Origin of the sequence: Mucilaginibacter sp., from assembly GCF_041088075.1 — a bacterium.
Lineage (GTDB): Bacteria > Bacteroidota > Bacteroidia > Sphingobacteriales > Sphingobacteriaceae > Mucilaginibacter_A.
On sequence record NZ_JBGCVY010000020.1, the window covers coordinates 101096 to 122083 of the forward strand.

The following is a 20988-nucleotide window of genomic DNA, read 5'->3' on the forward strand; positions in this document are numbered from 1 at the left end:
TTTTTGTGATTGATAAAGCTGTTAACAAAATTAAGAAATATCTGCGTCAATTGAATTAATAAATTGCTTGCAATGCTTCTTTTATCGGCATAAATTCATAAAGTCTTTTCCCAACATTCCCCGCTCCTCAAACTTTTTCGCTCCCGCACTTCCACTCCCCGCTCCCAAAAAACAAAACCTTATCTTTGCGGCATGCCTGTAACTTTTGAGGACTTTAATTATTTCTCGTAATTTTAAATCTTACTGGAGAACGCACTCTTTTAACTTTTATTTGTAAGCATTGGAGCAACAGTATCAATGATACTTCTAAGTTCTCAAATCCTTCAATTCAATCAATACATTTTTGTCCTGTTACTAATGCTATATATGCTTATTAATTATGAAAAAGCTAAAGCAAATTATAACCGAAATCAAAGCCCACCAATCACCTATTTCCGATAATTTTCAAGAACTTGTTTGGCAGTTAATATGCTATCCACCAAAAATGCCAATTAGATGGCATCAAGAACAATTAATAGAAGATTCGGAAAGATTCAGTTTAACGGTATTTGACAGACATTTCGCTAATAAAGATATAAGATTTAATGGGTTCAAATGGGGAAATGGGCCAGTAAAACTATTAATTACACATGGCTGGGGTTCAAAAGCTATGGATTTTAGCGAACTTATTTCAAAGCTCAAACAGATTGACGAAGTAGAAATTATTGCATTTGATGCTCCTGGAAATGGTAGTTCTGAGGGAGATTTATCAAACTTGTTGCTCTACACTCAAGCAATTGAAGTTATTGTACAAAAATTTGGTGTTCCAGATATTATCATTGGTCATTCATTGGGTGCAATGGCTAATATCATCGCTTTAAACGAAATGAAATTGACTCCATCATTACTCATAAGTATTACGCCCCTTATAAAGCTAAAGGAAAATTTTGAAGCAAGTATGGATGTAGTTGGAATACCACAAACAGCAAAAGAAGATTTTTTTAATAACTTTAGAAATAAGTTTGGAGTTTCTGCATCTTATTTTACTCTTGGCGATTTATATAATTCTGACGAAGAGCTTAACCATTTGGTAATATATGATCACTATGATCAAATTTCCCCCTTAAGTTATGTTAAGGAGTTTTTAGAAGGCCATCCAACTATTAAAAGTAAATGTTATGATAATATAGGGCATGATAAAATTATTAAGTTACCTGTATTAGTGGAGGATTTGTATATAATCATAAAAGATTTAATCGTAAAATAATTCATCGTATTTGCATCAGGTTGAAAATTAAACATACTTCTTTTATCAACTAAAAATCTCTAAACCCAAACCTTAACATCCCCCCTCCTCAAACTTTTCCGCTCCCCGCTCCTCTCCATCCCCGCTCCCAAAAAGAAACATTATCTTTGCCGCATGCCTGTAACTTTTGAGGACTTTAATTTTAACCGGCAAATCCAGAATGCCATTGCCGATGCAGGTTACACCGAACCTACCCCGATCCAGCAAAAAGCGATTCCGCCAATTTTAAACGGACAAGATGTGATGGGCATTGCCCAAACCGGAACCGGAAAAACTGCGGCCTACGTTTTGCCTTTGCTGATGAAGCTGAAATATGCACAAGGCAACGATCCGCGTGCTTTGATCATTGCCCCAACACGAGAACTGGCGATGCAAATTGAAGAAAACATCAAAACTTTTGCTGCAAATACCGATTTACGGACGGTGGTTTTATACGGCGGCTTAGGCCCGAAAACGCAGATCGAACAGATCCAAAAAGGCGTGGATATCATCGTTGCTTCGCCGGGCCGTTTTCTGGATATTTATCTGGCCGGACATATCATTACCAAAACGTTGCAGGTTTTGGTTTTGGATGAGGCCGACAAAATGATGGACATGGGCTTCATGCCGCAAATCAACCGCATCCTCGAAGTGGTGCCGCGCAAAAGGCAAAACCTGCTTTTCTCGGCTACGATGAGCGATAAAGTGCATCTTTTAGCCAGTAATTTTTTGGAATTTCCAACCGTAATCGAAGTTACGCCGCAAGCCACGCCGGCACAAACCGTAACGCAAAAGTTATATTTTGTGCCGAACATGAAAACCAAAATCAATCTGTTGCGCAAGCTGCTGGACGAACCGGAAAGCATTACAAAATTGATTGTATTCTGCAAAACACGCCAATCTGCCGAAGATGTTTACAAATTTCTCGAACGCAAATTCGGGCAGCAGCAGGTGAAGGTTTTGCACGCCAACAAAGGACAAAACACGCGCATCAACTCCATCAATTCCTTCAAAAACGATGAAGTAAAAATATTGGTGGCTACCGATGTTGCTTCGCGCGGCATTGATGTAAGCGCCGTTAGCCATGTGATAAATTTTGATGTTCCTGTTGTGATTGAGGATTATGTACATCGAATTGGACGGACCGGCCGCGCGCTGCAATCCGGCGAAGCCATTACTTTTTGTGCGCCTTCCGAAGAATATTATTTGCAGAAAATTGAGAAACTGATCCGCCAGAAATTAGAAATTTTGCCGATCCCGGAAGGTGTTTTTGTGGAAGAAACCGGTTACGACGAACGCCAGGAACAGAACAAAGAAATTGATTTGCAAAACCGGAAAGACAACCCGGAATTTAAAGGCGCGTTCCACGAAAAGAAGCTTTCTAACCAAAAAAGCAACCTGCCGAAGAAAAAAGATGACCGCAAGTTTAAATCGCCAAAAGCAGCGAGAGGCAAAAAATTGCGGAATAAATAGTTCTTTTGCAGCATGAAATTCAGGATTACCCCGCTCAACCTGGCAACCGCCGCATTTATTGTGCTGGCGGTTGACATCTGGATCAACGGCGCAAAACTTTCCGGCGGGCAATACGAACACTTTGGCAGTGCCATCAGTTGGATGTTTTTACTGTTTGCCGTCGCTGTCGCGTTTCTCGATATCATCTTCCGAAACTTTTTCCCCGAAACCAAAAAAATATGGCTCATCGAAATTAGCTTTATCACTTTGGCCGTTGTAATTTACCTTTTAGTAAGTTGAGAAAAGCTGATGGTTAATAGTTCATAGTTGATAGCCCTAAACCTCAAACCTGATACCTCATACCTGAAACCAAACCTCTCACCAAACCAATGAAAAAAGCAGAAATAAAATTAACCATAGAACTGGACAACCAAAACGTTCCTGAAAAAATTACCTGGGAATCAACCGATTCGCAATCAAAAGAGGCGTTAGCGGTAACGGCTTTTAATTTATCGCTTTGGGACCATCAGTATAAAAACACGTTGAAAATTGATTTGTGGACCAAGGAAATGCCCGTAGATGAAATGAAACGCTTTTTTTACGAAATGCTGCAAACTATGGGCGACAGCTTTTTGCGGGCAACCGGCGAAAAAGCAATTGTGGAAGACCTGCGCGATTATTGCGCCCACTTTGCCGATAAAATGGAAATAAAACAATAATAAAAACAGCATGGCACCACGTAATTTTGTTTCTTTTGCAGGATTTATTTTATTGATTGCCGGAGTTTTTAGTCCGCTGATAAGTCCGCTTGGATTGGTAAAATGGAATTTGTTCGACCTGAACAAGCCTTTCGGAATTGTAGTTTTGGCAATCGCAGTTACCGGATTGGCAGCTTCGTTAACCAAAAGTGTTCAGCTTGTTAAATTTGCCGGTTGGATTACTTTAGGTTTGGTAGTTTTAGTTTTTATTGCGGCAGTGATGAAAGTAAATACATCTTTTAGTTTTATCCCTTTTCCTAAATTATCGCACACTTTATCCGGTTTGATCCATTACCGCTGGGGCTGGTTTTTGCTTTTTGCCGGCCCGGTTTTGGCTTTATTGGGAAGCAGTGGAAAAAGGGAAAGCTTGCATACAAAAGCGTAAGCAATACTTCTTTTACCACCTAAATTTCAGCAACTTTAAATGGCTTAATTTCAATCCTGTCCCAAACTTCACCCTTGATGTACGGATTGTTGTTGAGCCATTCCTGCAAAGCTTCGGGTGTTTCAAATTGCACGATCAGGGCCGAACCAACCATTTGCCCGTGATCGTTTAACAAAGCGCCGCCAATTAAATAGTGGCCTTTGTTTTTCGCTTCTTTTACGCTTTCCAGATGCGCTGGCCGGGCTAGCATTCGTCTTTCTAATGCTTGTTCATCGGTAAAATCCAACGCGTTTATCAGGTATTGTTTCATGTTTTTTGGTAATGTTTAAGCTACAATCTTGAAATTAGGTTTAAGTTTTAGGTTGATGATAATGCTTCTTTTATCGCCTATTTTTTATCCAAACTACAAAAACAACTCGGTTTGTGCTTTTCCAATTACGGTTGCTTCGTGTTGCAGCAGCCATTTTTTTCGCCATAAACCACCGGCGTAACCAGTTAGTTCGCCATTTTTGCCGATGATGCGGTGGCAAGGAACCACAATCCACAATTTGTTTTTGCCGTTGGCCGAAGCAATGGCGCGGATAGCCAAAGGGTTGCCAAAATCATTCGCCATTTGCAAATAACTTTGCGTTTTTCCGAAATCCACCTGGCCCAGTTGCTGCCAAACTTGATGCTGGAAAGGCGTCCCGCTTTGCTGACAAGGAAAATTAAACATACTTCTTTTACCGGCAAAATATTCGTGTAATTGTTGGACGGCTAATTTTAAAACTTCGGTTTGCGGTTCGAGCATTTCCATTTCTTTATCCAAAACAGAAATTGCAGAGATTTTGCCTTCGGTTTCTTCAACTCGAACAATTCCAATCGGCGAACGATAATGTGCGTGCATTTTCAAATATAAAAATAATTTAAAGCCGTTTGCCTTGGTTATATTTGCCCCAGATGGATTTATTGAACCAGGTAAAATTTTTGCTGAAGAAAGAGGTTTTGCTGGAATGGCGATCCAAATACGCGTTCAATGGCGTGCTGCTTTATGTGGTTTCCACGGTTTTTGTGTGTTATATCGCTTTTAATTTGTCGCCTGGTTTTGTTGGTAGCGCCGGTTATCCTATTGTTTGGAATGTTTTGTTCTGGATCATTTTGCTTTTTGCTTCCGTAAATGCCATTGCCAAAAGTTTTATGCAGGAAAGCAGCAGCCGTTTGCTTTATTATTATACGATAGCAAGCGCAAAAGCCATCATCCTGGCAAAAATCATTTACAATTGCTTGCTGATGATGCTTTTAAGCACGCTGGCGCTTTTGGTTTACCTGCTGTTTTTTAAAAATTCGTTGGGCGACCCGCTTTATTATTTTCTGGCGGTTTTAAGTGGAAGCATCAGCTTTTCGATGGTTTTTACGATGCTTTCGGCCATTGCTTCCAAAGCCGGAAACAACGGAACGTTGATGGCGATTTTGTGTTTCCCCATCATCATTCCGGTGATTTTGATTTTGGTGCGGTTCTCCAAAAACGCGATGGACGGCATCGAAAGAAGCGCAAGCGGGCATGATATTATTGTGCTTGCCGCCATTAACATTATTGTTATGGCTACTTCGCTGGTTCTATTTCCTTATTTGTGGCGCGATTGACACCAAAAAAATGCCGGTAAAAGAAGCATTGCGGTTTCAACAGCAATCAATATTTCCCGACGATTACTTTTATAAAATCTTCAAAATTCAAATACTCATTGGCCAAAGCCTGCAATTTTTCGGAAGTAATTTGCTGAACGGTTTTGGTATAAAGATGATAGTACGCATAATCCAAACCGGAGAAATACACATTTTTGAATTTATCGGCGTGGGAGAAAATATTTTCTAAGCTTCCCAGCAAAGCACCCATCATAAAATTTCTGACCAAAGAAAGTTCGCCTTCGCCAATCAATACTGTTTTTAGCAGGTTAATTTCTTTTTCGATTTCCTGCACGGCTGGTTTGCAAACTTCGGCCCCAACTTCTGTGGCAATAAAAAACGTGCCGGTGTTTTTGTAGGAAGCAACTGCCGAGCCAATACCATAAGTGTAACCTTTGTCTTCGCGGATATTGTTCATCAGCCTCGAACCAAAATAACCGCCCAAAACCGTGTTCAAAACCTGCAAACCAGGAAAATCAGGATGTTTGCGGTTGATGGTTGCCGTGCCCAAACGAACAGCCGATTGCAAAGCTTCCGGTTTTTCGATAAACAGTAATTCGCCCGGTACTTTATCTAATTCTGGCTGCATAAAATCGGCCGTGATCGTGTTTTGCCAATCGTCAAAAGTATCCGAAATCAGGCCAATGATGTTTTCATCCGCTTTGCCGGCCACCACAATGGTACAATTGGCAGGCTGGTACTGCTGCTCAAAATGCAGCCGCAAATCATCCAGTTTGATCTGGCCATAATCTTCCAATTCGGCCGTATAGCCGTAAATGGTGCCATTGTATAAAGCTTTGTTAAAATTCCGTCGGCAAATCACATCGTTTTTTTGCAAATGCACCTGCAACTTTTGCTGCTGGTTGCGGATGTAGGTTTGCAGTTCTTTCTCCGGGAAAATCGAACCGGTCAAAATATCTTTCAGCACCGGCAAAACAGCTTTCAGGTGTTTATTCAGCGTGTAAAGCGTAACCTGCGATTGGTCTGCGCTATGCTCCACCTGTAAAAAAGCACCGTAAAAATCAATCTCGGCCGAAATTTGTGCCGTGGTACGCGTTTTCGTCCCTTCGGTAAGCAAGGTGTTTACCGTAACGTTTAAAAGCGGTTTTTGGGGATGAAAGCACAGGTTATTAAAAATCCATTCTATACGCACCAAATCCTGCTCGTCCGAGTGGAACGAAAATATTTTACAGCCATTTTCCAACACAATTTTCTTCGGCTCAATCAAAGCCAATTCTTCAACTGCATGAAAATCAGGCGCAACAGTTCTATTTAACATACTTCTTTTATCGGTATAAAATCAGGCACTTACGTTTTCGGCAACCTCTTCTGCCAAATAAATCAAGGTTGATGAATTTTCTTTGCGGAACATTTTTTGGGCCTGCTGCCTTATTTCCTCTGCCGTTACGGCCAGGTATTTTTCGGTTTCGTGGTTCAGGTTTTCGGCATCGCCCATCAGCTCAAAGTAGGCCAGGTTCATCGCTTTTTCCAGCAAAGACATTTCGGTAAAAACCATGGTTGATTCGGTTTTGTTCTTCACCTTCGTCAGTTCTTCTTCGGGCACCAATTCGTTTTTAAATTTTTCCAGTTCTTCCCAAACCGCTGCTTCTGCCTGTTCTATGCTGATGTTTTCGAGCGGTTTTCCTTCAACCACCAGCACCGCCGTATCCAAACTGCCGGATAAATAAGCGTTGATATCGCTGAACAATTGTTTCTCTTTCAGCAAAATGCGGTACAAACGGGAAGAATTGCCGCGCGAAAGGATATCCACCAGCAATTCCGTCGGGTAACTTGCCGCTTCCGTTCGTCCCGGTGCATGAAAGGCAATGTACAAACTATTCAAAGGCACTTTTGCAATAACGGTTTCGCTCCGTGCTTCGGTTTGCTCGGGTTCCTGCGGCAAATTACGGTGGTATTTTTCGCCTGGCGGGATTGGTTCGAACCATTTTTCTGCCAAAGCTTTAACTTGTGCCGTAGATACATCGCCGCCCACAACCAATATGGCGTTTTGTGGGTTGTAGTGTTTTTTGAAGAATGCTTTTACATCTTCGATTTTTGCATTTTCAATATGCGAAAGTTCTTTGCCGATGGTTGCCCATTGGTACGGGTGTTTTTTATAAACCAAAGGGCGCAGTTTCAGCCAGACATCGCCGTAAGGCTGGTTTAAATACCGTTGTTTAAACTCTTCGGAAACCACGTTGCGCTGCACTTCCAGGCTTTTTTCGCTGAAAGCCAAATTCAGCATCCGGTCGCTTTCCAGCCAAAAAGCAGTTTCGATGTTAACAGCCGGAAGCGTGATGTAATAATTGGTGATGTCATTGCTGGTGAAGGCATTGTTCTCGCCGCCAACACGTTGCAGCGGTTCATCGTAAGCCGGAATATTTTCCGAACCGCCAAACATCAGATGTTCAAACAAATGTGCAAATCCGGTTTGTTCGGGGTTTTCGTCTCTTGCGCCAACATCGTACAAAACATTAACCACGGCCATTGGTGTTGTTTTGTCCTCATGAACCAGAACTTTTAAACCATTAGAAAGTGTAAACCTGTTAAACCTGACCATAATTATCCTAAAATCATCTTTAAAAACCAAAACACAAAGGTAAGCTTTTAGGTTCAAAAGCGTTTTGTTTGGGTTTGGATAATCCTGCCGATGCTGTTTTTATGGCATAAAAAAAGCAGATTGTTTTAAAACCTGCTTCACTACTTTATCTTTTAAAAACAAAAAAAGTTATGATGGCGACGGGATGACCGGCATGCCCGTCATGTTGTCGTCTACCAAACCTTCGTCTTCTTCGTCGCCGTGGCGGATGCCTTCGTAAGGTTCGTCATCGTCGTCCTCGTTATCCCCGCTGTACGTGTCCTCTCCCGGAAACAAGCGTTTTACTTCATCTTCGTCCAAGTCTTCGTCGTCTTCCATTGGCTCGTCATCAAAATCCGATAGGTCAGAATTCAAATCCGTATCATCCTCATCGTCGTCCAGTTCGTCGTCATCTTCAAAATCGTCATCTTCTTCCGGTGCTAATTGGTCTGTCGGTTCTCCGGTTGTGCTTAACGGAAGTTCTTCGCCGCTGTTGCTAAGGTTGTTTGTTGCCATATTTTGATTGTTCTAATTACAAGTTATAAAGAAACTGATTAATTATTGTTTGCAATATTTTCAATGAATTTATGCCGGTAAAAGAAGCATTAAATTTATACCGATAAAAGAAGCATTGCCCTAAAAACAGCTTTTACTGCAGTAAAACGGAAAGTTTATGCAGCAGTTCTGATGGCAAGAACGGTTTGGTGATATAATCGTTCATGCCGGCATCAAAACAAATTTCCTGGTTTTCTGTCAAAACGGAAGCGGTAAGCGCAATAATCGGCAGCGTTAGTTTCAAATCGTTCCGGATGCGCCGACTGGTTTCCAAGCCGTCAATATCCGGCATTTGCAGGTCCATCAAAACCGCATCATAAGCCGCTTTTTGCAGCATTTCCAAAGCGATAAAACCATTATCGGCAATGTCAACCACGCCTAAATCAGCATTCAATAAAATCTGGCGTGCCACTTTTTGGTTGATCAAATTATCTTCAACCACCAAAACCTTTTTGTTTTTCAGAGAAGAAAATTTTTGTAGTTGTATGCTTTGCCGCAATTGGTTTTTTTCTGCAACCGCTTTTTCAAACGGGATCACCACCGTGAAAGTGCTGCCCACCTGCAGCTCGGTAACTAAATTTATTGTGCCGTTTTGCAGTTCTACCAGTTCTTTTACAATTGCCAAACCCAGGCCTGTGCCGCCGTATTTCCGGGTCGTGCTGCTGCTGCTTTGGGTAAAACTTTTAAAAACTGCTTCCGTTTTGTCCGGTGGAATGCCAATCCCGGTATCTGCCACTACAATTTTAAGTTCAAATGAACCGCTTTCGGTTTCAAAAGTGCCAACATCAACACTTACGCCGCCCTGGACAGTAAATTTAATGGCATTGTTAACCAGGTTAGAAATGATTTGGTTTAAGCGCAACGGATCGCCCAGTAAATATTCGGGGATGGAAGGATCCACGTGGCAATTTAAATAAATGCCCATTTCATCGGCCAGCGGTTTGTAGCTGAGGTAAATGTGCTTCACAGATTCCCTTACCTCAAAAGGTATTTTTTCCAGCCTGAGCATACCGGCCTGCATTTTAGAAACGTCCAAAATATCGTTGATCAGCAGCATCAAAATGTTTGACGATTGCTTGATCACGTTCACATAATCTTTTTGGTCTTCGTTCAGCGTTGTGGCTTCCAGCAGGTTTGACATACCGATAACACCGTTCATCGGCGTTCTGATCTCGTGGCTCATGTTTGCCAAAAAAAGTTGCTGCGAATTTTTTGCAGATTCAGAGGTTTCGCGCGCCTTCAGCAATTCAACTTCGTACTTATTTTGTTCGGTAATATCTGCAGCAATTCCGCCGAGGCCAAAAATGGTGCCTTGCTCATTAAACAAAGGAAATTTAGTTGTTAAAAAATACCTGACTTGGCCGTCCAGGTTCAACCATTGTTTTGATTCCTGTACCTTGCCTTCTTTCAGCACTTCGTTTTCGTTTTCAAGGATAAACTCCGGATGAACATGCCCGAATGCCTCCATTTGTGTTTTGCCTATAAAGTCTTTATATTCTAATTTTAATGCTTGGATCAAGTTCTTGTTCACCAGCGTATAGCGTGAGCTGGTATCTTTTAAAAAAATATTTACCGGACAATTATCTACTACAGCCTGCAAAAGTTTTTCGTTTTCCTTCCGTTTTGCTTCACTTGCCTTTTCATTGGCTTCTGCAATTGCCTGCTTTTTGTATATTTTTTTAAACTGCAGGTAACCGACAAGCACAACCACCAGCATAAAAACAATGCCGGCAATAGAATAACGCCAGGATTGGTAACCGGCAACAATGGTTTGATTTGTACTGTTTTTGATAGACTTAATTTGAAAAGCACGGATTTCGTCCATCGCCAACCAATAGCGTTTAAAGCCATTGCTGTTGTCTTCAAAAATGGCAACAGCTTCGTTTAGGGTTATTTTTGGCGGAAGTTTTTTTAGCCTGGCTTCAATTTGGGTTAATGTTTTAGGGAAGCTGGAACAAATTATAACAGCGGGTTTTTTAATTTCAGGGATGAGTTTAGAAAGCTGCTGCAATTTATCCGCCTGTAACTGAAAATCTTTTTCAAAGAAACGGATGGTATCTAAGGCAGACTGGTTACGGTAAACAATATATTGGTTTACACCGTATTGCAGCGTACCCAACGATTTGCCGAGTTCCTGCACATTTATTTGCTGGGTTAAATAACTGAGACGGCTGCTGGTAACAACGTTTTGGTTGGATTTAAGCAAAATCCCCGAATATAAAATTGCGGCGGCGATAATTGTGGTTGCAACAGTTAAAATATAAGGGCGGATCTGCAAATTAGACATCTTAGGCTTTGATATTCATACCGTTGCTTCTACGCTAACAAACCAATAGTGTTGCAATAATTGTAGCAGGTTAGCTTGTGCAAGGTTATAATCTTTAAATATAAGAAGTTTATTTTTGACTTGATCGGCATAATGTTAATCTTAAAATTTGAAAATTTAATTGCGGATTTGTCTAAATTTATTTCCAGTTTGGGTTGATGCTTCTTTTACCGCATAAAAACCTTGGTCATTTTTTTGTATATCAATAAATATAGCCACCAATTTTTACCCGGTAAAAGAAGCATGTCTGTTTTTATGGTACAAATTTAAACTGAACCCTAAAAATTTAAACAACCTCGATGCTACTTGCGAATGGTTTGATTTTTCAAACGTAAAAGCAAATAAAAGAACGACAGGTTGCCAAAATAAATTTTGCAGCAATAAATACCTGTTTCAATTTCTATGATAAAAATTTACAATGCTTCTTTTATGCCTGTAAATTTGGGGCTTGCGGCAATGCTTCTTTTACCGGTGTATTTTTAGGCAACATTTTGTTGTGAAGCCATTCCTGCTAAATTTTCAGGCTGATAATTGGGCACAGTTTTCATTCTTGCAAAAGCGGCTTCGTTCACCAGTTCGTTGGCCAAAGGGTTTTTACAAACCGGGCGAAGGTAATCCGGCAGTAAATTAAAGGGGAAGACTTTGGAATTGTACAACATTCCCGCTGCATCGGGTTTCAAATGCCCGTCCAGATACTTCTTTTCGAAACCCAAACCTGCGGCTTTTGCTTTGTTTACCATCCAATTTAAGGCAAGGTCGCTCAAACCTGCATCCGGATAACCGCCGCCAATATTAGAATGCACGCCCGGAAACCAAACCTGTTCCATCACCTGCTGCACTTCGACGCGCAATACTTTATCGCTTTTTTCCCATAAAGTTGGCGTAAAATTGCTCCGTTTTTCATCAATGGCCAAAGCCTGGTAAGCGTAGTCGGTGATGCTGCTGAGCTTGGTGTCATGAAACTGGTACTTTTTATTGTTGTACCATTGAAACCAGCGCGACGGTATGCCAAGCGCGCCAACCGTATCCCAAACGCCAATAAATTTGATACGCAGGTTGTAGTAACTGTATTTTTGCTTAAAAGCCATTGCTTCTTCCCCGTTCGGGTCAGAAACAAAATTCCGGTCGCGGTAAATGCGGTATGCTTCTTTTATCAACGATAAATCATTGTTTTTAAGGATGCCGCAATTCCGGATCAAACCGGCCAAACTTCTTGCCGTGTAGGCGCCACGGCTGAAACCAAACAAATAAAGTTCGTCGTTCGGTTCGTAGTTCCATAAAATAAATTTGTAGGCGCTCAGGATATTATCGTCTATACCTTTTCCGGTGGCACCATCCATACGCCTCGAAAACCAGGAACCGTCGGAACCTACGCCTTCGTCATAAAACTTAATCTGCGCAGTCTGCCGGTCATCGCTGTTGCAAATCGCCTCAAAAATTTTTTGCACATTGGTGGTTACCGGTTTTCCCTTGTAGGTTTCGTTGGGTTTGTTCCAGGTTCCGTCCGAGCAGGTAACAATGCGTTTCATCCAATTTTACATTAGTTTAAGGCATAAATGTAAAAGCTGTTGCTTTTGGCATTTTTAAAGTTTAAGGATTTTGTTTTGTGCCGATGTTTTTGGTTCAGTGCCTCAACTTCGCTTTTCAAAATAGTTTTTGCCCGTACAAGCGGAAGTTTTAACAATTTAAAATTGCCAGGCTTTGCTTGGGTTTGCCTTACTTCGTTTTTATCAAAAGAAAGCACGACGTAACGCGTTAAAGTGCAAAACAAAACTACAGACAACAACGCCACATGTTTAAACGCCCTTTTTCTGTGTAAATAAGCAATTGACCAACGATAAGTTTTGTTGATAAAAGAAGCATACGAAATGGAATGTTTACGGGTATCCATAGATGCTGGCTGATTAATGGTTGATGATAATATTAAATACTATAGTGCTAAAATTAACAGGTGCGGCTTAATTAACTATCGGATTATCAATAAAATAAAGCTAAACTAAAAAAACCGGATTGTAAAGTAAAATCTTAATTTTTTTAGAACGGTTGGATTTATAACGGCTGCTGGTTTTAAGTTACGTATTATCACAAAGAAAAGTTTGTTGTAAAACCAATGCGGATGCGGTTTTGCAATCCGTTGTCCAAATGCTGCGTGTCAAATAAATTTACGGCCTGAATGATAAAACCAAGCACCGGGTTTCGGATACCGCTTTTATCTTGTTTGGTCAGGAAAAAGATAACGCCGGCATCGGTCTTGTTTAAATATGATGAAAATTGGTTTTTCACAAACAAAGTATAACCCAATCTTAACTTATTGGCATTTTCCGAACTTACATCATCCGTTTGCGTTGCCCTTGTAAAAGATACAATTTGCGGAAAAGCATTGTATTCAACATAATTCACCTCGCTGGCCGTGGCCGAACTTTGCACTTGCCTTTGGGTGTTTCCGTTATTTGTTGTGGTGATGTCGTTCACTTCCACCGAACTTAAATCCGCATAATTGTTGCGCCTGTTGTAGCCGGTTTTCAGGTTGATGATATACTTGCTGCTCAACAAAAAATTATAACCGAGTGTTGCAAAATACGTTTGCGAAATTTTGCTGTACAATTGGTCGGCAAAAGCTGCTTTTGGCTGGTACAACAAATATTTATCGTAATTGTAGCCCAAGTCAACACTCAGCCAGTCAACGGTTTTGCTGATGGTTGCACGGCTAAACGGGTTGACCAGCGTAAAACCATAATTGGCTTTGATGCCAGGCGAAAACTGCCCGTTGCGGAACACGGCCGCGTAACCTGCCGTTGGCGAAGCTTTTAACCCAAATTCCTGCACCGCATATTTTGCCGGGTCGTGCAAGGCTGACGATGTAAAATAACTAAAGCCCAAAGACTGGTCTCCGGTGTTTAGTTTGATCAGCGACAAACGGCTGACTTGCGGGTTAACCAAAATGTTGTTGTTTACAATTTTGTCGCCGTCTTTATCTTCCAGTAAAACTTGTGCCGATACTGTTTTTACCAGCATAAAAACAGCAAACAATAAGTACCATTTTTTCATCCGATCTGGTAATTAACTTTTGCATATTCTGTTTCTTCCACTTTCGAAATTAATTTTTCCGGCTGGCTAACTCCGTCAATCAAAACTTCACAAGTCAGGGTTCCGCCGAGGATACCCTGGCTGCCTGCAAAAACGGTCAAAACATCATCTTCAATGGTATAACTTGGAAGTTTTTTGTAACGAAAACCATCTGCTTGTAACCAATCTTTAACCCGCCGGTTCCGGTCGGTTACATCTTCCAAAAAAATTTCCCAGGTAATTACCGAGCCGAAAGTTGTTACCCGCAATTCTAAATCAAATGTTTGCATAATGGTTAGGGTTTCTAAATTTAGGACAATCAAAAATACTAAATAAATTAGCAAATAAAAGTTTTTATAAAAATATTTTTATGCTGAATAAAGCTTAACAAAACCAAAAAGCAATGCTTCTTTTAGCACCATAAATTTGGCCATCTGTTTCTACCAAAAACGGCTGAACATAACATAAAACAATTGCTGTTATCGTCATGCAATGTACTTATCTTTGCGTTAATAATGCAATCCAATCCATTCAATTACAGCCAATTAATCAAAGCTGAAGCCCAAAAGCTTGGGTTTATGTTTTGCGGGATTGCCAAAGCCGCTTTTTTGGAAGAAGAAGCGCCACGTTTGGAAAACTGGCTGAAGCAGGGTTTCCACGGCGAAATGGCTTACATGGAAAACCATTTTGACAAACGTCTCGATCCGCGGCTGCTTGTGGATAATGCAAAATCCGTTATTTCTCTGGGTTTCAATTATTTTAACCCACAAAAACAGCATGACCCGGAAGCGCCAAAAATTTCCAGTTATGCTTTTGGTGCGGATTACCACGAAGTCATCAAACAAAAACTCTTTCAGTTGCTGGATTTTATCCGCGAAAAAATCGGCGAAGTTGGCGGCCGCGCTTTTGTAGATTCGGCACCGGTTTTGGATAGAGCCTGGGCGAAAAAAGCAGGCATGGGCTGGATCGGGAAAAACGGAAACTTGATCAGCAAGCAAAAAGGCTCTTTCTTTTTTCTGGCCGAACTGATTGTGGATTTGGAACTGGAATACGACATCGAACCAACCAAAGACCATTGCGGCACTTGCACCCGCTGCCTCGATGCCTGCCCAACCGAAGCTATTGTTGCGCCTGCCGTAGTTGATGGCAGCCGTTGCATTTCTTACTTAACCATCGAACTGAAAAACGAAATCCCGCAGGAGTTTAAAGGCAAAACCGAAAACTGGATGTTTGGCTGCGATATTTGTCAGGATGTTTGCCCCTGGAACCGTTTTTCTGTGTTGCACAACGAACCCGCTTTCCAACCACCGCCGGAATTATTGGCCATGACCAAAGCCGATTGGGAAGAAATCACCGAAGATACTTTTAAAAAAGTTTTCAAAAACTCGGCTGTTAAAAGAACGAAGTTTACAGGTTTGAAAAGGAATATTGATTTTTTGAAGAATGGTTGAATGCTTCTTTTATCGGCGTAAAATTGGTGAACTTAATTTAAGCAGCACCAATTTTATACCGATAAAAACAGTATTGCTACTTCCCAAACTTCAGCTTTAACTGCGCCAACATGTCGTCATTGATCGGTTCGGCGGGTTTTTCTTCCCGGCGGGGCTGCTGCGGATAATTGGGTTTGTATTGCGGCCTTGGCTGCGGTTTGGGCTGCTGGTTTTCCGGCCGGTTTGGTTTGAAAGAGGGTTTGGGCTGCTGCTGGTTTTCAGGTTTTGGCTGCTCGGCTTTGGCCTGCTCCTGCTTTGGTGCTTCCGGTTTTGGCTGCTGCGGTTTGGCGGCATTCTTTTTGGCCGTCCAGCGTTTGTAAATAGCTTCCAAGCGGCGTTTGGTGTACAGCGGAAAATCGCCCTGCATCATCCAGGCATAATAACTTGGCTCGATCTGAAAAATATCTTCCACCTTTTTGCCTTTGTGTTTGCCAAAATTAAAAAGTTCTTCGCCGGCTTCATTAAAAACCATCCGCCCGGCAAAATCAACCGGTTTGGTAAGGTTGGTAAACAGGTGCAGCGCTTCCACGTCGTTCACCACCGGTACTGTTTTTATGCCCTTTTTATTTTCCCATTCGGCGCCTTCGTATTTGGCGATTTGTGCCAGCAAAACTTCCATGGTTGCACGCGTATCGGCTTCGGCAGAATGTGCGTTGATGATGTCTTTTCCGCAGTAAAACTGGTAAGCGGCGCGCAAAGTGCGTTGCTCCATCTGGTGGAAAATGTTTTGCACGTCCACAAAATGGCGGTTTTCCAAATCAAAATCAACTTGGGTTCGCAAAAACTCTTCCATCAACATCGGGATGTCAAACTTGTTGGAGTTGTATCCCGCCAGATCACTTTCACCCAAAAACGAAGCTACATCGGCAGCAATTGCTTTAAAAGTGGGTTCGTTTTTAATATCTTCATCGTAAATGCCATGGACTAAAGATGATTCGAGCGGGATCGGCATTTGCGGGTTAACGCGCCAGGTTTTTACTTCTTCCGTTTCGTCCGGGTGGATTTTGATCACCGAAATCTCTACAATCCGGTCGTTGCCAATGTGTACACCAGTTGTTTCCAGGTCGAAAAAGGCAAGCGGGCGTTTTAAATTTAATTTCATGCGGTAAATAAAGTGCTAAGGTCGTAAAAACCATCAAAACCAAAAAATCCGGCTTCGATTTTAAACAGGCCGATGCTTCTTTTATACCTGTTTTTTAGGTTGATAATTAGCTAAAAATCAAAAACCAGGTAATAGTCCCAATTTCCATAATTAAATAAAGCAGTATTTCTGTACCGGCAAAATGTTTGTATTTTGTCCGGAAAGAATAGTTTTATTTTTGATTTTTCATATAAAGTTTTGGTTTGAAAATTATAACCCGGATTCAAAATCAGCAGGATTTTTTGACCGCCGTTTTGTATTCTTCCTGACTAAAAAACCGGCAATGCTTCTTTTACCGGCATAAAATCATTGTCCGGCAATCACCGATCCGCAGCGCGAAAAATATTTGTACATCGCCGGGTCGTGCAGTTTGACCAGCATAATGCCTTTTTTGGTACTGGCATGCACGATGTAATCGTTTTGCAGGTAAATGCCGACGTGGCTGAATTTCTTCCCGTCAAAATCGAAAAAAACCAAATCGCCTTCCTGCAACTGCTCTTCGTATTTCCGTTTGATGGCGGTAACCTGCTGGCCCGTCATCCGCGGCAGGTTGATACCGTAAACCTGTTGCTCCAGCAGCAAAGCAAAACCGGAACAATCAATCCCCTCTTTATCCAATCCTCCAAACCGGTAAGGCGTTCCCATCCACTGGTCAATAAAAGTATATAAACGGCCGTTGGTGATGCTGCCTTCCTCCACCCCAATTAAAGCTGAATACTTTTGCAAGATGGATGCTGCAGGCTGCACGATTTCGCCCGGCTGCCCTTTTAACCGGTACTTACGCGATTTGCAAGCCGAAAAAAGTAGTGGTAAAAGAAGTATCAGGAGAAATATTTTCCGAAAACGCATCGCTGTAAAACTAACCATAAAGCGGTTTTTACGGAAAGAAAATAAATTAGGTTAAACAAAAAAACCTCCGGCGGTATTGCCGAAGGTTTGAATATTATGAAGAATTGTTCTTAATTGAAAATATATCTAACACCAAACTGAGCCTGCCAGCGTGATACTTGCGAAATGCCGTTAGCAAAAGTATTGGTAAGCGGGATTTGGTTGTTGTTATCCAAATAAGGAAAAGAATAAGTTGGTTTGCCGGTGGCGGCATCTATTCCTTTGTAGGATAATATACCAGTACGGTTTACGTATTGAAAGTTTCCCCAGTTATTGTTTAAAAAGTTGCCCACATTGATCATGTTAAACTCAAACTGCAATGTGTTTTTAACCTTGCCTGTGGTTTGGTAAAGATCCTGGGTGAAATTAAAATTAAACAAATTATAGTAAGGAAGCACCAAACCATTACGTTGGGCATATTTACCTCTATTTTTACTCAAATACGGGTCTTGATTGATGTATGCGTTAAGTTGGTTGTAAGTTTGTGCTACTGTCCGTGGGTCTGTAGCATTATCTTTTACCAAGATAATATCACTGGCATCTTTAGGTATATAAATCAAATCATTACTGGTTTGCCCATCACCATTTACATCTCCACTGTACACATAGGATGCAACACCGTTATTTGCACATTCATAGGTAAGCCCGAAAGAAGTGGTTAAGTGGTTAAGGTACTGCTTACGATAGGACATGGAAGCAATAATACGGTTAGGCTGATAGAAGTTAGAGTAAGAAGTAACATCAGCATTTGGGTCTCCGGAAACAGGACGGTCCCTCCAGGTAGATTGTGCAATAGAACCGCCATCATTAACCGAACGGGAATCAGAATAAGTGTAGGCAATGTTGAAGTAAAATTCTTTAAATGTCCGTTGCAACTGACCGGTAATGTTGTAAGTATATCCTTTGCTGGTGTTTTTTAAAACAATTGCATCGGTGACGTTTGGATTTGTAGCAGTATTTCCACCACGTGCAGCCGGTATAAAAGGATAAACGGTTGTATTGCTGTAACGTATACGGTTATCGGAACCGTTAAAAGCTGTACCGGTAGACGGTAATGCCACGTTAACCTGATAAGCTGCATTGATATCCCTTGAATAAATACCTTCCAAAGTACCAATAATACCGAACGGAAGTTTTTGGTCTAAAGCAAGGTTTAACCTAAAGTTTGAAGGGAACTTGAAATTTCTGTCAACAACAACCAAATTATAGGATGTATTTGCAGCCGCACCTGTAGGCCTATTGGCATCAACATTTGGGTTAAATACAAAACGTGGATCTGTTGCTGCCACGCCGCCTGCTCCCGGCACAATGCTGTAAGAACCAAATTGAACACCGTTGTTACTTGCCTGGTTTGATATGTAAACATAAGGAACCGGCCCGGTAAAGATACCTGCACCTCCACGTAATTGAGTATTTCCGTTATTGTTTACATCCCAATTAAAGCCAACCCTTGGCGAAAACTGAACCCTTGTTTTAGGAAACTGTGCTGTGTTAATTTGATAACCATCCCTAAAACCGGTTAAGGCAAGCGCATATGGGTTTTGTTGTGATTCTGTGTTATAAACAGGGATATCTGTACGAACACCATAAGTTAACTTAAAATTGTCTTTCACCTGCCATTTATCTTGGGCATAAAACCCAAGCGTGTAAGATTTTATAAAAGCAAAAGGGAATGAACCGTCTGGCAGGGCAGAATAACGGAAATCATAACGGGTAGCAGTTGGCGTGCCATTGTTTGCAGAAGCATAGAAAGCAGCTAAACTCGGGAAACGGTAAGTTCCGTTATAGTTAGGTGCAAAGCCGTTTTTAAATTTATTGTACTCGTTTTGGGTGCCAATGTTAACTTCGTGCTTTCCGGCAAAAATGGAGAAGTTATCTGCAAACTGGTAAGTATCTGTATTTAAGATATTGTTTGCTGTAAAAGGCTCATAACCAAATGAAGTTAACGTGTTTGTACCTGTTGAATTTAGGATGTCAACACCCGGAAACGAACCTCCACCTGGTGAAGTACGAAAATCACGCAATGCTTGGTAGCCGAGAGTTAACTTATTGGCGAATTTATTGCTGATCCTCGTATTTAGCTCGCCAATAATAATGTTAAAATTGTTGTTGATGGTATAATAGGAAGAGAAAAAAGGCAAAGTAGTGAAGCTTGGACTACGTGAGTTTCCTTGCGAACCGGAACTACTTGGCGGAACATCACGAAAAGATTTTAGATAAAAATATTTAATTGACAAAGTATTGTTATCGTTAATATTCCAATCTAACTTGGCAGCGATTTTATCAGATTGGGTACGCAACTGATAGTTTTCATATGCTCCTGCATTGTAACCGTATTTTGTTTGTAAAAAATCTTTTAGCGTATTAAGGTCTGCTGCGGTTACCTGTGAAACAGAACCACCGCTAATAGCCGTTTGGCCTGGTTGCAAAGCGGTAAAAGACGTAGCCGGGTCGCTTATCCTTTCCTGCTCGCCGGACAAAAAGAAGAACAGCTTATTTTTGATAATCGGACCGCCAACACTTAAACCGCGTTGATTATAATTAACATTTGGTCTTGCAACAGTAGCGGTAAGCGTGTTTAAGCCAACTAAACCGGCAGTTCTTTTATACAAATAAACACTCCCTTTAAATTCATTAGTACCGGATTTAGTTACTGTATTGATACCGGTGCCTGCAAAACGACCTTGTGTAACGTCAAAAGGAGAAACTGAAACTTGTATCTGTTCAATTGCATCTAAAGAAATCGGTTGCGAGTTTGCCTGGCCACCTAATGTACTTGACAAGCCAAAAGAGTTGTTGAACAAGGCACCATCTACAGTTAAGTTATTTCCGTTATCGTTACGGCCACCAAATGATCTACCATTAGCTGAAGGTGTAAGTTTAGTATAATCATATATAGACCGGCTAATCGTAGGCAAACGATCAATTTGACTACGGCTGATAATTTCCTGAGAACCGGTGCGGGAGTTGTTGATCACCTTATTCTGGCTGCCGGTTACAACCACTTCTTTTAATTGCGTACTGGTCGGTTGTATTTTAGCATTGATCTTACTTTCCTGGCCCAAAGCTAAGTTGATGTTGTTTTCCACGTAATCAGTAAAACCAATAAAACGGAAAGTAACCGTATAAGGACCTCCGACACGTAAGTTCGGAAGATTGTAACGCCCGTCAGCCCGGCTTACAGTAGCATAATTAGTACCGGTTGGCGTATGCAATGCAGTAATTGTTACCCCAGGCAAGGGTACACCCTTTTCATCCACAACAGTACCTGACAAGCTACTTGTTGTAACATTTTGTGCTTTTACAAAATTCAAGGCACAGATTGAAAGAAATAATAATAAAAGTAAATGCTTCCTCATAAAGAGTTTTTTTAATGAATTTATTGTTTAAATGCTATCTCGTTTTATGCTGCAAAGATAACGG

The 20988-nt window shown here is 41.2% G+C and carries 20 protein-coding genes; 7 read left to right on the top strand and 13 right to left on the bottom strand.

The genetic code is table 11. The features are described from left to right. Positions 1–379 precede the first annotated feature (379 nt). The 5 genes from V5804_RS03995 to V5804_RS04015 all read left to right on the top strand — a co-directional run bounded on the left by V5804_RS03995 (position 380) and on the right by V5804_RS04015 (position 3859). A complete protein-coding gene (locus tag V5804_RS03995; RefSeq protein ID WP_369590081.1) occupies positions 380–1246 on the top strand; it encodes an alpha/beta hydrolase in 867 nt (288 codons plus the stop codon). A 153-nt stretch (positions 1247–1399) separates the two neighbouring features. Beyond that, the gene (locus V5804_RS04000; RefSeq protein ID WP_369590082.1) at positions 1400–2737 is read left to right on the top strand and encodes a DEAD/DEAH box helicase; all 1338 of its coding nucleotides are present in this window, start codon (positions 1400–1402) and stop codon (positions 2735–2737) included. Positions 2738–2749: 12 nt separating this feature from the next. Continuing rightward, on the top strand, positions 2750–3016 hold the full coding sequence (locus V5804_RS04005; protein ID WP_369590083.1) for a hypothetical protein: 267 nt from the start codon (positions 2750–2752) through the stop codon (positions 3014–3016). A gap of 89 nt (positions 3017–3105) precedes the next feature. After that, positions 3106–3435, top strand: coding sequence for a gliding motility protein GldC (gene gldC / locus V5804_RS04010; RefSeq protein WP_369590084.1), 330 nt, complete (start codon positions 3106–3108; stop codon positions 3433–3435). A gap of 10 nt (positions 3436–3445) precedes the next feature. Continuing rightward, positions 3446–3859 carry a hypothetical protein gene (locus tag V5804_RS04015; RefSeq protein ID WP_369590085.1) on the top strand — a complete coding sequence of 138 codons (414 nt, stop codon included), beginning with the start codon at positions 3446–3448 and terminating at the stop codon, positions 3857–3859. A gap of 19 nt (positions 3860–3878) precedes the next feature. Here V5804_RS04015 and V5804_RS04020 read toward each other — a convergent pair whose 3' ends face one another. Both V5804_RS04020 and V5804_RS04025 read right to left on the bottom strand, forming a co-directional pair. After that, positions 3879–4169, bottom strand: coding sequence for a YciI family protein (locus V5804_RS04020; RefSeq protein WP_369590086.1), 291 nt, complete (start codon positions 4167–4169; stop codon positions 3879–3881). Between the two features lie 93 nt (positions 4170–4262). Beyond that, positions 4263–4745, bottom strand: coding sequence for a methylated-DNA--[protein]-cysteine S-methyltransferase (locus V5804_RS04025; protein ID WP_369590087.1), 483 nt, complete (start codon positions 4743–4745; stop codon positions 4263–4265). A gap of 53 nt (positions 4746–4798) precedes the next feature. Here V5804_RS04025 and V5804_RS04030 point away from each other — a divergent pair, with 53 nt between their 5' ends. Further along, positions 4799–5482: a heme exporter protein CcmB gene (locus V5804_RS04030; RefSeq protein WP_369590088.1), complete on the top strand. Its 684-nt coding sequence runs from the start codon at positions 4799–4801 to the stop codon at positions 5480–5482. A 46-nt stretch (positions 5483–5528) separates the two neighbouring features. Here V5804_RS04030 and V5804_RS04035 read toward each other — a convergent pair whose 3' ends face one another. The 8 genes from V5804_RS04035 to V5804_RS04070 form a co-directional block, all read right to left on the bottom strand. Continuing rightward, positions 5529–6800: a M16 family metallopeptidase gene (locus V5804_RS04035; protein WP_369590089.1), complete on the bottom strand. Its 1272-nt coding sequence runs from the start codon at positions 6798–6800 to the stop codon at positions 5529–5531. A 21-nt stretch (positions 6801–6821) separates the two neighbouring features. Beyond that, positions 6822–8081 carry a M16 family metallopeptidase gene (locus V5804_RS04040; RefSeq protein ID WP_369590102.1) on the bottom strand — a complete coding sequence of 420 codons (1260 nt, stop codon included), beginning with the start codon at positions 8079–8081 and terminating at the stop codon, positions 6822–6824. 168 nt (positions 8082–8249) lie between these two features. Then, positions 8250–8615 carry a hypothetical protein gene (locus tag V5804_RS04045; protein ID WP_369590090.1) on the bottom strand — a complete coding sequence of 122 codons (366 nt, stop codon included), beginning with the start codon at positions 8613–8615 and terminating at the stop codon, positions 8250–8252. Positions 8616–8748: 133 nt separating this feature from the next. After that, complete coding sequence (locus V5804_RS04050) at positions 8749–10941, bottom strand: ATP-binding protein (RefSeq protein WP_369590091.1); 2193 nt, start codon at positions 10939–10941, stop codon at positions 8749–8751. Positions 10942–11459: 518 nt separating this feature from the next. Beyond that, positions 11460–12509, bottom strand: coding sequence for a DUF2235 domain-containing protein (locus V5804_RS04055; protein ID WP_369590092.1), 1050 nt, complete (start codon positions 12507–12509; stop codon positions 11460–11462). A gap of 11 nt (positions 12510–12520) precedes the next feature. Continuing rightward, positions 12521–12871 carry a hypothetical protein gene (locus V5804_RS04060; protein WP_369590093.1) on the bottom strand — a complete coding sequence of 117 codons (351 nt, stop codon included), beginning with the start codon at positions 12869–12871 and terminating at the stop codon, positions 12521–12523. A gap of 191 nt (positions 12872–13062) precedes the next feature. Continuing rightward, on the bottom strand, positions 13063–14028 hold the full coding sequence (locus tag V5804_RS04065) for a hypothetical protein (protein WP_369590094.1): 966 nt from the start codon (positions 14026–14028) through the stop codon (positions 13063–13065). Further along, entirely contained in the window at positions 14025–14336 is a 312-nt protein-coding gene (locus V5804_RS04070) for a hypothetical protein (RefSeq protein ID WP_369590095.1), read from the bottom strand. The genes V5804_RS04065 and V5804_RS04070 overlap by 4 nt, the downstream gene beginning before the upstream one ends. A gap of 225 nt (positions 14337–14561) precedes the next feature. Here V5804_RS04070 and queG point away from each other — a divergent pair, with 225 nt between their 5' ends. Next, positions 14562–15497 carry a tRNA epoxyqueuosine(34) reductase QueG gene (queG, locus tag V5804_RS04075; RefSeq protein WP_369590096.1) on the top strand — a complete coding sequence of 312 codons (936 nt, stop codon included), beginning with the start codon at positions 14562–14564 and terminating at the stop codon, positions 15495–15497. 76 nt (positions 15498–15573) lie between these two features. Here queG and V5804_RS04080 read toward each other — a convergent pair whose 3' ends face one another. The 3 genes from V5804_RS04080 to V5804_RS04090 all read right to left on the bottom strand — a co-directional run bounded on the left by V5804_RS04080 (position 15574) and on the right by V5804_RS04090 (position 20840). Next, entirely contained in the window at positions 15574–16638 is a 1065-nt protein-coding gene (locus V5804_RS04080) for an exonuclease domain-containing protein (RefSeq protein WP_369590097.1), read from the bottom strand. A gap of 345 nt (positions 16639–16983) precedes the next feature. Next, the gene (locus V5804_RS04085) at positions 16984–17544 is read right to left on the bottom strand and encodes a C40 family peptidase (RefSeq protein ID WP_369590098.1); all 561 of its coding nucleotides are present in this window, start codon (positions 17542–17544) and stop codon (positions 16984–16986) included. 92 nt (positions 17545–17636) lie between these two features. Continuing rightward, positions 17637–20840 carry a carboxypeptidase regulatory-like domain-containing protein gene (locus V5804_RS04090; RefSeq protein ID WP_369590099.1) on the bottom strand — a complete coding sequence of 1068 codons (3204 nt, stop codon included), beginning with the start codon at positions 20838–20840 and terminating at the stop codon, positions 17637–17639. Positions 20841–20988 lie beyond the last annotated feature (148 nt).